Raw genomic sequence first — 16030 nt, 5'->3', positions numbered from 1 at the left:
CAACATAAAACCGTTTGTCATGGGAAAGGGGAGTATGCTCGTGATGAAGATGGGGATGGTTTTCACGAAGTACATGTTAACACCATTGAAGGTTGTTGGTCATTACTACGCTCATGGTTAAGACCTCATCGAGGTATTTCTCAAGAAAAACTACCTTTTTATTTAGCATTATTTGAGTTTGTGTACAATATAAAGTGCCGAGGAAAAAGCTTACTTAATGATCTAGTAGAGCTATTGATATAACCCCCTAGGAATCCATATAGAGCCTTATTTTATTGGTTAACAAGGTTGTTTATGGGCAATTCATTGCGCATTCTTGATGAAAAAACAGCATTAATAGCAACCACAGAATGCTGGATAGAAGGGCGAGCACTTCAACAATTACAAACTACTGCAAAATTAGAGGGTATGCGTCAGGTTGTAGGTATGCCTGATTTACACCCTGGGCGAGGTTATCCAATTGGAGTGGTTTGCTGGAGTAATGAAAACACATTGTATCCAGCATTAGTGGGTAATGATATTGGTTGTGGTGTTGCTCTTTTTAGTACTGATGCGATAGTGCATCGATTGAAGCTAACTAAGTTAGAAAAGCAACTGAGTCAGTTACCCGGCTTGGATGAAACTGACTATGCCTCATTACTACAGCAATCAGAAATACCTGATTTACCGGTGAACGATTCATTAGGTACAGTTGGTGGTGGAAATCATTTTGCTGAACTTCAGCAAGTGGTCGAGGTTTATGAGAACACTGCATCAATGACAATGGCTAAAGACCAGCTCTACTGTCTTATTCATTCAGGTTCCCGTGGTTTAGGTCAACAAATATTGGCGAGCCATATTCGTGAGTATGGTCATAAGCCATTATCTAATCAGCAGGTTCAGCAAGCTTATATGGCGCAGCATCATTTGGCACTGGCTTGGGCAAAATTAAATCGTACGTTAATTGCTTTACGTATTCAAAAAGCAATAAAGTGCCAAATGCATTGTTTGTTGGATGTGGCTCATAACTTAGTTGCTCCAGTGAGTATTAATGGGGAGTCAGGTTGGTTACACCGTAAAGGTGCTGTTCCTGCAGACTTAGGGCCAGTAGTGATTCCAGGCTCAAGAGGAGACTATAGCTATTTAGTTCAACCCCATGCAAATTGGATAAGCTTAAACTCGCTGGCACATGGTGCTGGTCGGAAATGGCAGCGTAGTGAGTGCTATGGACGACTAAAAAAACGTTACACGGTACGCGCATTGCAGCAAACAAAAATAGGTGGTCGTGTAATTTGTGATGATCGCGAGCTACTATTTGAAGAAGCTCCTGAAGCGTATAAAGATATTAATCACGTTATCGAAGTAATGGAACGTTCTGGTTTATTAACAAAAATCGCTAAATTAAAGCCAGTCATAACGTATAAAAAGCCTTATGACTAAGTACTTTAAAATGGCACTTTACTATTTAAGGGTTATCCTAAAGTAAGGGTTCAGAGAGGAGATACATTAATCTCCTCTTTGTATTTATTAAAAAGGTTTATTTAATATCAAATTTCCAGGGGGCTGACTCATTACCTGCCTGATCTGCAGCTATGACACAAAGTACTTGGGGTAATTCTTCACGTTTAAAGAAAAAATTGGTCCAAAATGGAATACGATAACCTTCCATATTATTGCAATCGGTTTTGTCTGGTTGCCCTTGTTTCACTTTAAAAAGACTGATCTCAGGAGGCAAGTAACCTAGTTGAGCAAATACACTATCTTCACCAGACTCAATGTGAAGTGGTGGCCTCACTGTTGGTGGAGTACTATCAAGCTTTTTGTGTGCAATAGTAGCATGTTGTGGTGATTGCCAATGTTCAGAGTATTCTGGCGTACTTCCTCCAATGACACATAAAAAGCGATACCCTTCTTGAGTGCCAAGTGTATCTTGAATGATTGGCTGAAGCTCGGTAGTAACAACACCACTATAGTTGTATATATCCAGACAAGCTGCATGAGATGAGGTTACTTTATAACGGTAATAATCATAGCCTTTGACGGAAGCTTCCCAGCTTGGATAGTGCGCGATGCCTTGATCATCTACTTCAGATTTTGCATCACCATATTGATAATCAAGTGTTACGCCATTGCCCTTGTCCAAAGTGCAAGAGGAAGCATTTAAATCAAAAATACCATTTACAAAACAGGCGCTAAGCTGCGTAACAGGAAAAGCATAGTTACTGTCTTTTTGCTTTTCTACACCGTTTTCAGTTAATTCACAGGGAGCACCACTAAAGCATACAGCATAATCACTGCTGCCTGCTGTTGTCGTATTCAACACACCGACTACTTCATTTGTGTAACGGTTGATGACCGGAGAACCAGAACTACCACCTTTAATATCATGACATTTATTACGTTGAGCTGAAAACCAGTTCCAGTGAGCTTCGATAACATTGTGAGTGGATTCTTGGATACAGGCGGCAATACGCATGTAGGACTGATCGTAGGGCTCGCCATCGGTTGGTGCACCGATAATAAGGATATCATTGTTCTCTGGTAACACTTTTGTTGCCAGCTTCATTGGCGTGATGCCTGCTTGTTTTAACTCTCCAACGGTAGCGTTAAGTTCAATAACAGCTAAGTCATGTCCCCGCATGGTTGCCCATTTAATTGTTTTAGCCGAATAGGCTTGTTGCTGTTCCTTTGTATCAATGAAATAGTTAAAAGTGACAGACCCAGATGCTTTTTTATTAACTTGAAACTCGTTTTCATTCCAAACGCCTGTACAGTGCCCATTCGTTAATACATAAGCTGGTCCATTGTCACTGCCTGTATCAATAAATGTACCTGTGCAAGTCATTCCACCGCTAACGGATACTCGAGCAATAGCTCGCCAGTGATTATGTTCCCCCTGCTGGTTATTAACTAGTGTTGAATCACTAAAATTAATTAAACCTTCCCCCCAATCATATTGATTGTTTGAAGCTACAGCTGTAGTAAGGGGAGATAAGAATATTGTTGAGAATAGACTGGAAAGAATTAAATAACGTCCATTTATTCTTAGTAACATGTTTACACTCCAGTTAGTCATGAACTGTCGTGCCATGTTACTAAACACGCACTCAAGAATAAGTACCAGTTGTCGTACTATTGATAGTATTTATCGCTCGATAATGTGTTAACAGGCCCTAAGAAGAGTAGTGTTGCGTTTAAGCTGCCCAATTAGGTTAGATGTTGCTTAAAATAATAACATTTAACCAGGGCAGCTTGAAGTAAAGTAGATCTTTTTGGTTAAACGCTTGGCTTATTGAGGCTGAGCCATAACGGTATCTAAACCAAAGTTATATTTTTTCAAATCACTATTATGTTTTTTGGAAAATTGTTTAAAGTCGATAGCTTCCCAGTTTCCTTTCCCAAATCGTTTTAGATATTCTTGAACAGCATCTTTTGTAATGACACTCATTTTTGAGCGCATGGAAAGACCCTCATCGACAAAATCGATACCATTAAAGTAGTCGTAGAGCATTACTGCAACCCAGCCTCCTTCCATGAAGTGACCTCCTGCTGTGACTGACATGGTCCCTTGGCTAACAGCTTCCATACCTTCTTTACTTAAATCAACACCACCAGTGAAAATATCCTGGCCTGGTGTTTTCCCTAGTTTTTTTATGGCATCAACAATACCAATGGACATAAGATCACTGGCTGCCCACCCGACTGAGGCTTCTGGGTAGCGTTCGTACAGTTTTGAGAATTTGAGGTTAGCAGTATCCTTATCCCAGTTTGCTGGTACGACCTGTTTAAGCACTGCATCACTCCGTTTCATCGCTGCTTTCAGGCCTTTATTTCGTTCAATCGCAGCACCATCGGTGCTATGGCCAGAAATGGCAATGACGTGAACCTTGCCATCTTTACCCAATTTTCCAGCGTTTTTAGCCATATCAACCAGGGTATTGGCGAGGTTTGCTCCAGCGCCTTTGTCATCGGGCAACATTTCGCCTAGCCAGAATTTGTATTTTTCCCGTGGTTTACCCACAGTGTTAGCGTGCTCACTGGATATACCAGAGTTAAATAAGAAGACAGGTACTTTTGCCTCTTCTGCAGCTTTAATGAGTTGGTAAGCTGATTTTTGAAAGTTTGGGAATACGACGGCATCAACCTTTTCGTTAATAGCTTTCTGAAAAGCAGAAATCATATTTTCGCGACGTCCCTCAGCGTAGAATACTTTGAGCTCCATGCCTAAATCTCTGCAAGCAGCATGCATAAACTCCTCAACGGGACCCCAGAAAGAGTCACCTGCTGATCGAGTAGTGATAAGTGCAAGGGTTTTGGCATTAACTGTACAGGTGGTAATAACCAGTAGGCAGATTAAGGATATGTGTCGTATTGATGAAATCATAATTAACTCGCTCCTGACCTTTTGCGGCCCTCATTATGAGGGTAAATATGTATAATGGTTTTACATTGGTATAGCAGTCATTTCTAATGATTGCGACTTGTTAGCGAAAATAATTACTGTAAGAATGTGCACTATAAAATTATTTTATAAGGTTATACAAAAAACCTATTATGATAATTTAATTGTCACAAAGTTGTTTATTTTTTACTGGGTTTGGAGGTGAAGTCCGTGCCATTACCGTGGTCTCGAATGATATTATTCGCAGTGAGCTATTTTGTATTGGGATGGTTGATGATTGCCATAGTACCCAGTTCAGCTAATGCGGTAGCGTCTTCGCAGATTAATGATAAAACGTCTGTTGAAGCTGAAATAGCACCGTTAAGCGATAAAGAAGTGCGAGCGTTGCTCATTGATAAAATGACAGCTGATGCTGAGTCACGCACCAAGCAACATATGTTTAACACATTTCGGGATCAAGCAGGGTTATTTAGACAACGCTTTCAAGAAATTAAAAACAGTTTACAGCAGTGGCCAGAAATATCGGATCGACTTTCTCAAGGTATTTTGGGAGAACAAGAGGATGCCTTCACTCTGCTATTGATGCTTACCGCTGGTATGCTCATTTTTGGGGTAATAGTAGAGAAAGTGCTTGGTATTAAACTCAATCAGTTTAATCAACGAATTCTAACGCAAGAGTCCCATGAATGGTCGACGGTGCTGGGTTATTTTGTATTGCGCGTTTGTTTTAACCTGATGAGTGTTGGCTTTTTTGCTGCAGGCTGTGCTTTATTTATATTTGGGGTCGAGCAGTTTGAAGGGCTTGAAACTGCAATGCTTTCAGTGCTTTATGCAGTGATTAACATTCGGATTGCATATGTATTATCCCGAGCTATTTTTGCACCTCACAGTAAAGGCATTCGACCATTACCTTTGCATTGCCTGGATGCTGCAAGATTCCATCGTTGGGTTATTTTATTCAGTGTTATTTATTTTGCTATGGGGGAAATATTTAGCCTTGCATTAGCTCATGGTGTACCCCAAGTATTGAATGACTTTGCAATCATTGTTTTAGTAGGAATCCCATTAACTATCCTGGTTATTGCTTTTACCTGGCGAGAGAGAAAACTTATTGCCGAATTATTCCAAGAAAAACTTGTAAAGCCAGAGAAATTAGAAAAATCAGAGAAAAAAGACTGTTCGACCGCTATACAAATAGTCGCTCAAGCTTGGCCTTTGTTATTCTCGTTCTGGATTGTGGCACTTTGGGGTGTTTGGGCAATGAATTTAATTGCCGGCAATTACGAGCTTGTAGATAAAGTTAGTATTGCGTGGTGGATTACACTATTTTTTCCGCTGATCGACCGTATATTTTACCGCTTATTACTCAAAGTGATCACCCTTCAATGGTTGCAAAGTAGGACATTTCCTGAACGCTCATATCGATTTGTTCATGTATTACAGTTGGGCTTTCGTATATTGCTAATTGGTACTGCCATTGTAGCATTAGCTGAATCCTGGGGATTTGGGGCTTTGGCTATTTTGAACACGGCAGTAGGTCAACGGGTAATTTATGCAGCAGTAGATATCATGATTACACTGCTTACTGCGTATATTGCCTGGGAGGTTATTCATTCACTGATAGAGCGTAAATTACCTGAACCATTATCTGACGAGGAAGCCAGTTCTTTGGAGGGAGAAGGTGGGGGCACAGGGGCTTCACGAGTAGAAACCTTTTTGCCGTTGTTAAGAACGTTTTTATTAGCTGTTATTGTTGTCACAGTCATCATTACCATTTTACAGTCACTTGGGGTTCAAATTGGGCCATTAATAGCAGGAGCTGGGGTAGTCGGTATTGCTATTGGTTTTGGCGCTCAAAAATTAGTGCAGGATATTATTTCAGGGGTGTTTTTCCTGTGGGATGATGCATTTCGGCGTGGAGAATATATCGAAGCCGCAGGTTTAAGAGGGACTGTTGAGCATATTTCAGTACGGTCTATGCGACTACGTCACCACCTAGGCGCAGTACAGACATTACCTTATAGTGAAATCGCGACAGTCGTTAATTTAAGTCGTGATTGGGTAACAATGAAACTAGAACTCCGTTTACCTTATGATACTGACCTTGAAAAGGTACGAAAAGTAATTAAAAAAGTGGGACAGCAAATGGCGGAAGACCCGGAATATGGTCAGCATTTTCTGCTACCACTAAAGTCTCAGGGAGTTACACGCGTCGAAGAATCAGCATTAATTGTTCGAATGAAGTTCACCTGTAAGCCTGGTGAGCAGTGGGTGATTCGACGTGAAGCTTATCGGAGAGTGAAGGAAGCTCTGGAAAGTAATGGTATTAAGTTTGCCCATCGTGAAGTACGTGTGCGACTACCAGAGGAAGGAGGAGAGGGGGCCGAGGCTACAGGCAATATTCCGCTACCATCTCATATTGCTAAATCGGCTGCAGCGATAGTGGCTGTTTTGGCGGCTGATGAAATCAAAAAACAAAATAGAATTGATGACAATAAAGCAGATAGTTTTGATCAAGATGAAGGTGATGTTTAATTAAACGGCTTGTTTATTTACCCACAGCGAAGGCAACAAACCCTAAAATTGATTCGCGAAAGGTATACGTTACATTTTTTGAGTTTTAGATAACTGAACATATGATCAAGTTAAAACCTTTAACTAAGTGCAATCATCATATTATCTCTTGCGATGGATACGTTGGCTGGCAACCTTGGTTTATGAGTAAGTAAATAATTATCCATTTGATGACTAATATGTGTCAGCCAGCTTTGCTTGGGTTTGAGTTGCTCAATAATCTCAAGAGCCATAGTTAGATTATTATGGCTTTTGGGGTGAGCGTGTTCTGGGCTGTGTGTGCAATCTAAAATAAGGTAGTCTGCCGCAAAATGTTTTAAATATCTTTGGGAGTCATCTGGCAAGCCGACAGTATCGGTTAAATAGGCGAGTTTACCTTGTGGGTGGGTAAAACAGTATCCTTGAGTTGGCTTTGAGTGTTGGAGAGGAATCGTTGTAATAGTAATTCCACATAGCGTTTGTGGCGTAAAGGGTTCAGTAATGGTGTGAATATCAATGATGCCAGGATTTTTGAAAAGGTCATCACAGCCTTGAGGATCATTTGGGCCGTATACAGGAATTTTTTTGCCTTTTCCCCAGCGAATTGAGAATAAGCCTGCAACATGATCCATATGGTAATGAGTGAGGAAAATAGCTGTAGGTGGGTGAGTGCGACAATGCATATCTAAGTTAGGTAAACCTGCGTCAAGTAATAAGCTATGCCCAGCTACATCCAATTGTGCACAGCACGGTGCTCGACGATAGCCGTCATGGGCTATTGCCAGTGAGCAGGCGGCACAGTTGCAGCCAAAGAGAGGGACTCTTCCTGCATCTGCTGTTCCTAAAAAAGTTAATTTCATCAACTTATTAGGCTCCCCAATTGTGATAATGAATGATGCTATTGTTTAATAGCTTGCATTCATTATAGCTGGTTGGAAAGCCTTTAACTGACTTAACTTTGTTGGGAAATCTATGTTTTCTGTTAAAAAGGTGGTTCAAAAGGATCATTTTCAGGTAAGCAGTTTTTGTTACCTGCGAGTAATAATGAGTGACCTGTAATGTTTTCTATTGCTTCAATATTATGAGGGAGGTATAAAAGCTGAGTAATTGCAGCAGAGTTAGTATCTAGCTTACTGAAATTTTTTGTAACCTCAAGATAGTAGTGCAGTCTTAGCCATTGAATAAGTACAAAATCTTTAAATAGCTTTTCGTTGTTAATTTTACTGTAATAATTTGGATGGTTGGCCTTGGCATGTCTTAAATAAAGCTGCAAGTGATACATATAAGCTGCAGCACTATCACGGGCGTTACTTGCACCATAGCCACCTACAAACTCGCCCACAATTCCAACTCCTGCTAAACCCATTAATCCAGCATTGAGTTCACTTAACACTCCTTGCATTAAGTAATTACCTTGTACCCGATCGCGTAAATAAATATCGTCCCACGACTTAGTTGCATTACCTTCAATTAATGGCAGAATTTCTTTACGAGGAAAGCCACCATGTATTGGTACTTTAGGCTGCCAGTGTTGATTGACAAATGCGGTGAGGTTTTGCTCCCAGTCGGTTCTTTTTGAATCCAGGTCATACATGTGTGTCTCCTCATGAATAGCAACCATGAGAGACTCTGCCATTTTTCTAAAATTTGTTTTATCAATAAATTGTGAGAAATAGGGATCGTTTGCTTGTGCCTTAACTAACATGGCTCCACTTGGCCATCTTCGATCGTAGGTTGACTTTAAGATTGAGAGCCAATTTGTACCACGAAAGCGACTAATTAAATCCGAAAGATCAGCATTTGGATTTTGTCTTTCATCATAACAATAACCGGCTTTTTTAATTAAAGGCTGGGTGGTGGATTTTAGCTTAATTATGCTTTCAGTATTACTAGATGTAATTTCGATGCTATAGAGGCCTTTCTTCTCAATATAAATGCTGCACGAATTATAGCCATTAATATTATTTTCTATAGTTTGGCAGAAAAGACCATCATTATTAGCATTGCTAATGATATTGATTTGCAAGTTATGTTCACGATTTGTTACTGGCATATCAAATGTTAAGGTGGTTGCATTGTCAGGTATAATTAAATTGAAATAAGTTTTTCGCTTATTTGTTGAGGGCAGTGAAGAATATATTTCTGCATTTACTGTTACAGGTGTTATTAAGCTTGATTGCGGAGTGACAGCGTTAGTAGCTAATGAGAAAGAAACACTGCATAAGAGTAAAGGTATATTTAATAGCTTATATTTCATGCTTTATTCCTCCTTGAATTATTAGCATTTTTTATTTAAAAAATAGCTTTAGTGTAAAACCATTGACTTATACCCTTCATGAAGGTCTTTTTAGGGTTGCTGTCTCTGGCCACTGGTAAATTTGCAGGCTAGTTTCAGTTTGACTGGGGCTAGTGGGTTGGTATCTGACCCTAGTAAGCCATCTTGTGCAAGAACCCGTTAATTTGAGCAGAGACCATAAACAGTTATTATAGGTGCTCATCAGACAGTGTAAGCAAGTTTTTTCTTTTAGCTGGCATTTGTGCATCAAACGTCAGGTATTCTAGACATTAAGTAACTTTTGTTACAGAGCCAACAAACATGAACAGACCCAGATTCGTAACCGGTCCTCTTATGTCTCATATCTTGGCAATGAGTTTTACTAGTGCTGCTGGTATTACTGCGTTGTTTTTAGTGGACCTGCTGGACATGTTCTTTTTAAGTATGTTGGGCACTATTGAGCTGGCTGCAGCGGTGGGGTATGCGGGTACGGTTGCATTTTTCACTACGTCTTTTGGTATTGGTCTTTCCATATCATCTGTTGCCTTAATATCAAAAGCTGTAGGGGCAAACGAGCATGCTAAAGCTGAGCGCCTGATGGTGCATGTATGTGCAACGGCTTTGATTTTTTCGAGTTTGGTAGCAGGTATTGTTTGGTTGTATATTCCTGATTTGTTGTCGCTTCTTGGTGCTCAGGGTAAAACCCTTGCGCTTGCGGTCAGTTATTTGAATATTCTCATTCCCTCGTTACCATTTTTGACGCTTGCCATGTGCCTTGGGGCAGGTCTACGTGCTGTTGGTGATGGTAAACGTGCTATGTACTCTACCATTATAGGTGGATTGGTTAATGCGGTACTAGACCCCATTTTTATCTTTAGTCTAGGCCTTGGTGTAGAGGGGGCGGCCATTGCCTCTGTTTTTGCACGTATTACTATGTTGGTTATCGCTTGCTGGGCCATTGTGAGACACCACAAGTTGTATACGTCCTTTCACCCTAAACGTTATATGCAAGATTTACGTAGCATTAATGGGATTGCTATACTTGCTATTCTCACCAATATTGCGACGCCTACCAGTAATGCCTTTGTTACTAAGGCAATGGCAGAATTTAGTGACGATGTTGTGGCGGGCTATGCAGTTATCGGCCGACTGATACCAGTTTTATTTGGGGTGATTTTTGCACTTTCAGGAGCTGTGGCACCAATTGTTGGTCAGAACTATGGGGCAGGTCAGCTTGACCGTGTCAGGGAAAGCCTTGATAAGGCTATCCTGTTTTGTATTAGTTATATTAGTGTAGTCAGCCTGCTGTTTTTTCTGGTTAATAATCAAGTGATAGCTGCTTTTACCTTAAAAGATGAGGCTGGTGAGTTAGTACGTTTTTTTAGTCATTTTGTGGCGATTACCTTTATTTTTAATGGTATTTTATTTGTGGCAAATGCCTCGTTTAATAATCTTGGTAAGCCGACTTTTTCTACGATGATGAGCTGGGGCAAAGCTACTCTTGGCACTGTACCATTTATTTGGTTAGGGGCTGAACTCTATGGTGCAGAAGGGGTATTACTTGGCCAGGCAATTGGGGGGATGTTCTTTTCACTCATTGGTATTTACCTGGCTTATCGGCTAGTGGATCAAAAACAAGTAGCTTGTAGCCGAACACCTCAAACACCAGAGTTAGATACTGACCTAAGCTCAGAACTAAATCCTTTATCGTCAAGCTGTGCCCAAATTAATCAGTTAACTGAAAAGCCTGATAGCTAAGAAATCTGTATCCGCAACGTGCTTGATACGATAGGTATTGGTTAAATATTTTTCGGTATCAATGAATATAAATATTTTATAGATATTCTTTATTTTGAGTACTCATTAATATCTAACCAAAGCCGCTTATCATCTAAGGGTGTCTCTTTAGGGAGTATAGGGTTACCTATTTCAAATACTTTTCGTTTTTTTAGTTTGGCCTTGTCAAGCAGTGCTTGATGATATTCAAGGAAAAGTTTATCGAAGCTACCATCTTCAATGGCAATATTTAACCCCTTAGTGAGGAGGTAGGCTAAGTCTCGATCTTTTTTGTTTACAAAGTAATAAAAGGCTGTGGGGTATTTGATTATGATTGAAGGCTCAACCACAATACCGCGCTTGGCATGTGTTTCTGCTTCAGCCCAGATTTCTACAATAGAACGAGGAAAATAATCGAAACGATGAAGGGCAAGCATACGGAACAATCCTTCATAAGATGCGACACCGAGTACTTTAAAGCCATTTTGTTTGAGAATGGCTGTATCTGGCCAGTCGTGACCTTGTCCTGCCGTTAGTAGTTTGAGTTGAGGAAGTGTCTCAACAGTTTGAAAAAAAATGACTCGATCATCATTAACTAAAGGTAAGCGCCATCCAATAAGACCTTTATAAATTGGAATGCGAATGGGCTGTAGTTCTTGTTCTCTTTCCTTAGAGGTCATCGACCAGACAACGTTAACCTGCTCACCTGCAGCAAGCATTTTTAACGCCCTTCCTTGTAACATAACACTATCACTTGTGGTGAGGTGATAAGGAGCACCAGACTTCTCAAGGCCAAGTGACAGTAACTTGGATGGGTAAGCCGTTCGTTGATCGTCGCTTGTTACAGGTCTTGGGTAGATAACATCAATTTTTTCAGACGCATGACTGGCGCAACAAAGAAGACCCAGTACCAAACTAAAGCTGATTTTAAGTAACCTTGGCATGTTTTGATATCAAAAGGAAAATAATTAAAGCCATTGTATGTAGGGTTAGTATAGCGTACCAGCTGGTAGTGAGTTTTTTCATAGACTTCAAGAATACCCATAATGAAGGGGTATTAGCGTCTTTATGACTTGCTAACTGTTCTGTAACTGTTTTAAGTGCTTCCTAACAAGTTGATCTGCAAGGCGTGTAGTTTGAGGCTGTCTGTAGTGATTACTACATTTTAGCACCCAGTCAATAGCATCCTGATGTTGGGTTAGGTGACCTGGAGAGACAAATACAGGTTTGGTGTCGTTTTGTGTACACACTACGTGACCAATTATTTGATTATCCGCAAGGATTGGCGAAGTGCTCCCTCGAGTAAGTCGAGGAGGTTCATATTCTCCCCAGTAATGAGTTTTTGCACAGCCTATAGTGGGTATCTCCATAAGTACGCCTAAATGGCTGGCTAATCCAAAGAATCGAGGATGGGCAATGCCTTGACCATCACAGATTATCAGGTCAGGAGCCTGGCTCAGCTGTTCTAATGTAGGAAGGATAGCGGGGATTTCCCGAAAGGAAAGTAACCCTGGAAAATAAGGAAAGGCCGATTGATGGTAAGTAACATGGGACTCTATGAGTTCTAATGAGTCTGCACTCAGTAATACAACACCAGCGACTATTAATTGATGCTGTGTATCATAAGCGACATCAACTCCAGCAACTGTGCTTATGGAGCTATTCAGTGGTCTAAGTTTTACGAAAGTTGACCACTCAGCTTGTAATTGTTGTGCTTGATCTATTGTTAAGTTCCAAGAGTGGGTTCTATGAGCTTTCATACAAAGGTTATTATGCCTATTCTGTCGTTTTATTTGTTTAGTGAAGCTTTTTGCCTATAGATTTCACTGTCAACAGGCCCTAGTAGTCCATACGTAAAATATACCCACAGTGAAGGAATTTTAATAGATTGATAATTAATAAACGTTCGTAACTAAGCCAAAATAATTACTGCTATAAGTACTCTCCGTAGTTAATCAAAACTGCTCATAGCGATTAATGACAAATTATTTTGCGAAGAAAATGTGACCTGTCTAATAAATTGATCGTTTTTTAATCGTTGATGCTATGTTGAAAAAATATTTTTATTTTAATTGACTTTTAAAAAAAATATTGATGTTGCATGTAGAATAAATTGATGTGGAAACTACTTAAAAATATACCGCTTTTTATTAAGTTTATATCGCACCTTTTTAGGTAATAATACCTACGGTGTCTTTTTTGTGGAAGACATGTTTTTTTAAAATTGAGACATCTATAAAAACTATAGACCTAACTCAAGTTTGCTCAATATATAGACAAATAAAATAAATTATTTTTGCCTACATAATACTTAGGTGGCTTTTATGAATAACGAAGAAGTAGTACAGAGCAGTGCTGTAGAGAATAACGTAAAGAAGTCGACATGGACAAAAAATGATGTGAGTTGGGTTTTAAGCCTTTTTGGAACAGCTGTTGGGGCTGGAGTCCTTTTTCTACCCATCAACGCAGGAATGGCAGGGTTTTGGCCATTAGTTATAATGACAATCTTAGTTGGTCCTATGACCTACTTAGCCCATAGAGGTCTTTGCCGGTTTGTACTGTCATCAGGAAAGCCTGGAAGTGATATTACACAGGTAGTGGCAGAACACTTTGGTGAAGGGGCTGGAAAACTCATAACCATTCTTTATTTCTTTGCTATTTACCCCATTCTTTTAATATACGGTGTTGGTATTACAAATACCGTCGACAGTTTTTTAGTTAATCAGCTTGAAGTTGCTTCACCTGCACGCTGGATTCTGTCGCTAGTGTTAATAATGGGCATGATGTCTGTTATGTTGTTAGGTGAGAAGTTTATGCTGAAAGTGACTCAGCTTTTAGTATATCCATTGATCGCTATTTTAGCGGTATTATCTTTTTGGCTGATTCCAGAGTGGAATTTGAGCTCATTATCAGATATGCCAAGCTTGAGTTCATTCAGTACTACGTTATGGCTAACGATCCCTGTGCTTGTGTTTGCCTTTAACCACTCACCAGCAATTTCCAGTTTCGCACTAGCTCAACATCGTGAATATGGTAAACAAGCGGTACAAAAGTCTGAGCGAATTTTGTTTGCGAATGCAGGCTTACTATTGGGCTTTGTCATGCTGTTTGTGTTCTCCTGTGTGTTGAGTTTAAGCCCTGCAGAGCTGGCAGAAGCAAAAGCTCAAAATATTTCAATTTTATCTTACTTAGCCAATAAGCAAGATAGTTTGATTATTTCCTATATTGGGCCTGTTATAGCATTTCTTGCAATTGTTAGTTCATTCTTTGGACACTATTTAGGCGCTAGAGAAGGATTAAATGGAATTATTTCTCAGCAAGCTAAAAGTGCCGGAATTACTATTCCTGAAAAAACAGTAAATCTTATAACCATAGTGTTTATTATTGTCACCCTTTGGATCGTAGCTATTATTAATCCAAGTATTTTGGGCATGATTGAGTCTTTAGGTGGACCAATTATAGCGGCGATATTATTCATCATGCCTATGATTGCGGTACGTAAAGTACCTGCCATGCAAAAATATCGTGGGGTGTGGACGAATACATTCGTATTGATAATGGGGTGCATCGCAATTTCTGCAATTTTATATCAATTGGTGGCATAGCAGGTCCTTATTGGCCTTGTGGAGTAGGCATCATGTTTAGTGTTCTTGATTTATTCAAAGTAGGGATTGGACCATCAAGCTCGCATACAGTTGGTCCTATGCTTGCTGCCTATCAATTTATTGGCAAGCTGGCAAAGCAGGGAAAGTTATCCCAAGTGACTTCTCTTCGAGTTGAACTGTATGGTTCATTGGCCTTAACTGGCAAGGGGCATGGCACAGACCAAGCAGTAGTCCTTGGCTTGCTTGGCCATAAGCCTGACACTGTTCCTACCGAGATAATCACTGAATTACTGGCAAATGTTGCCGATAAGCAAAAGCTAGATTTACCAGGGGGCCCTTCGGTCCCTTGGTTTTCTCGTAGTATTACTTTTATTCCTGAAGCTTTACCAAAGCATGAAAATGGAATGTGTTTTATTGCCAAAACAGCTCAGGGTCAGGATTTAAAAGAAATATACTATTCTATCGGTGGTGGGTATGTTGTCACGGATGAAGAGTTTAGTAGGGATGCATCTCCCACAGAACAAGAGTTGCCATATAAATTCAGTTCTGCAGAAGAGTTATTACATCAATGTGATAACCATGGGTTAAGTTTAAGTCGTGTTATTTACTTAAATGAACTCATGTTTTATGAAAAGTCAGCAATTGTTGCTAAATTGAAGGTAATTTGGAATGTAATGCAGCAAGCAATTGCTAGGGGAATAGAAACTGAAGGGTATTTACCTGGGCCAATCAAGGTTCCTCGCCGTGCTGCAGCATTACACCGTTATCTTTCTGCAAATAATGCACTTTCTGTTGATCCAATGACGATTTTGGATTGGGTTAATATGTTTGCCCTTGCTGTGAGTGAAGAAAATGCAGCGGGTGGCAGGATTGTGACAGCTCCAACAAATGGCGCTGCAGGAATACTACCAGCAGTTTTAGCTTACTACGATAAGTTTGTGCATCCCGTAGGTGATTTGGAATTGAATGCTTATTTTATGGTGGCAGGTGGTATTGGTCTGTTATATAAAATGAATGCATCAATATCTGGCGCTGAAGTAGGTTGCCAAGGTGAGGTTGGCGTTGCATGTTCAATGGCTGCTGCTGGATTGACCGAAATTATGGGGGGGTCTCCACAACAAGTGGCTGTCGCTGCAGAGATAGGGATGGAACATAACCTGGGGCTAACTTGTGACCCTGTGGCAGGGCAAGTACAAGTACCTTGTATTGAGCGTAATGCTTTAGCTGCAGTGAAAGCTATTAATGCTAGTCGAATGGCATTACGTCGCTCATCTTCTCCGACAGTATCTCTCGATAAAGTAATAGAAACTATGTATGAAACCGGAAAGGATATGCATAGTAAATATCGAGAAACATCTCAAGGTGGACTTGCAGTTAAAATTATTGCACGTTGCTAGGTTTTTTTATATTCCATTACTATTAATAAATGGAGTTGTTAGC

General features: G+C 40.1%; 11 protein-coding genes and 1 pseudogene. 6 read left to right on the top strand and 6 right to left on the bottom strand.

The features are described from left to right. Nucleotides 1-243: pseudogene (locus tag F607_RS0102015) on the top strand (IS1595 family transposase); the annotation flags it as partial. A 51-nt stretch (nt 244-294) separates the two neighbouring features. Then, on the top strand, nt 295-1419 hold the full coding sequence (locus F607_RS0102010) for an RNA ligase RtcB family protein (RefSeq protein ID WP_027706700.1): 1125 nt from the start codon (nt 295-297) through the stop codon (nt 1417-1419). A 97-nt stretch (nt 1420-1516) separates the two neighbouring features. On the opposite strand, the gene F607_RS32460 is transcribed toward F607_RS0102010, so the two are convergent. Continuing rightward, a complete protein-coding gene (locus F607_RS32460) occupies nt 1517-3034 on the bottom strand; it encodes a trypsin-like serine peptidase (protein ID WP_051310720.1) in 1518 nt (505 codons plus the stop codon). Between the two features lie 234 nt (nt 3035-3268). After that, the gene (locus tag F607_RS27765; protein WP_051310718.1) at nt 3269-4363 is read right to left on the bottom strand and encodes an ABC transporter substrate-binding protein; all 1095 of its coding nucleotides are present in this window, start codon (nt 4361-4363) and stop codon (nt 3269-3271) included. A 228-nt stretch (nt 4364-4591) separates the two neighbouring features. On the opposite strand from F607_RS27765, the gene F607_RS27760 reads away from it, so the two are divergent. Continuing rightward, complete coding sequence (locus F607_RS27760; RefSeq protein ID WP_157365357.1) at nt 4592-6916, top strand: mechanosensitive ion channel family protein; 2325 nt, start codon at nt 4592-4594, stop codon at nt 6914-6916. Nucleotides 6917-7035: 119 nt separating this feature from the next. Here F607_RS27760 and phnP read toward each other — a convergent pair whose 3' ends face one another. Together phnP and F607_RS35090 are read right to left on the bottom strand one after the other, a co-directional pair. After that, a complete protein-coding gene (phnP, locus tag F607_RS0101990; RefSeq protein ID WP_027706699.1) occupies nt 7036-7794 on the bottom strand; it encodes a phosphonate metabolism protein PhnP in 759 nt (252 codons plus the stop codon). A 122-nt stretch (nt 7795-7916) separates the two neighbouring features. Beyond that, nucleotides 7917-9191, bottom strand: coding sequence for a hypothetical protein (locus F607_RS35090; RefSeq protein WP_211233584.1), 1275 nt, complete (start codon nt 9189-9191; stop codon nt 7917-7919). 339 nt (nt 9192-9530) lie between these two features. Between F607_RS35090 and F607_RS27750 the strand changes: the two genes are divergently transcribed. Further along, nucleotides 9531-10967, top strand: coding sequence for an MATE family efflux transporter (locus F607_RS27750; protein ID WP_038289626.1), 1437 nt, complete (start codon nt 9531-9533; stop codon nt 10965-10967). A gap of 89 nt (nt 10968-11056) precedes the next feature. Here the strand turns inward: F607_RS27750 and F607_RS27745 are convergent, their stop codons facing one another. Together F607_RS27745 and nfi are read right to left on the bottom strand one after the other, a co-directional pair. Beyond that, nucleotides 11057-11929 carry a type 2 periplasmic-binding domain-containing protein gene (locus tag F607_RS27745; protein WP_211233583.1) on the bottom strand — a complete coding sequence of 291 codons (873 nt, stop codon included), beginning with the start codon at nt 11927-11929 and terminating at the stop codon, nt 11057-11059. Between the two features lie 132 nt (nt 11930-12061). Continuing rightward, nucleotides 12062-12745 carry a deoxyribonuclease V gene (gene nfi / locus F607_RS0101970; RefSeq protein ID WP_027706698.1) on the bottom strand — a complete coding sequence of 228 codons (684 nt, stop codon included), beginning with the start codon at nt 12743-12745 and terminating at the stop codon, nt 12062-12064. A 564-nt stretch (nt 12746-13309) separates the two neighbouring features. On the opposite strand from nfi, the gene F607_RS0101965 reads away from it, so the two are divergent. Beyond that, nucleotides 13310-14590, top strand: coding sequence for a serine/threonine transporter (locus F607_RS0101965; RefSeq protein ID WP_027706697.1), 1281 nt, complete (start codon nt 13310-13312; stop codon nt 14588-14590). 32 nt (nt 14591-14622) lie between these two features. Further along, nucleotides 14623-15987, top strand: a complete 1365-nt coding sequence (locus F607_RS0101960; RefSeq protein WP_027706696.1) for an L-serine ammonia-lyase — start codon at nt 14623-14625, stop codon at nt 15985-15987. Nucleotides 15988-16030 lie beyond the last annotated feature (43 nt).

Source organism: Zooshikella ganghwensis DSM 15267, from assembly GCF_000428585.1.
Lineage (GTDB): Bacteria > Pseudomonadota > Gammaproteobacteria > Pseudomonadales > Zooshikellaceae > Zooshikella > Zooshikella ganghwensis.
Note: the sequence above shows the minus strand (reverse complement) of the source record. Positions and strands in the feature narration are given on the sequence as shown.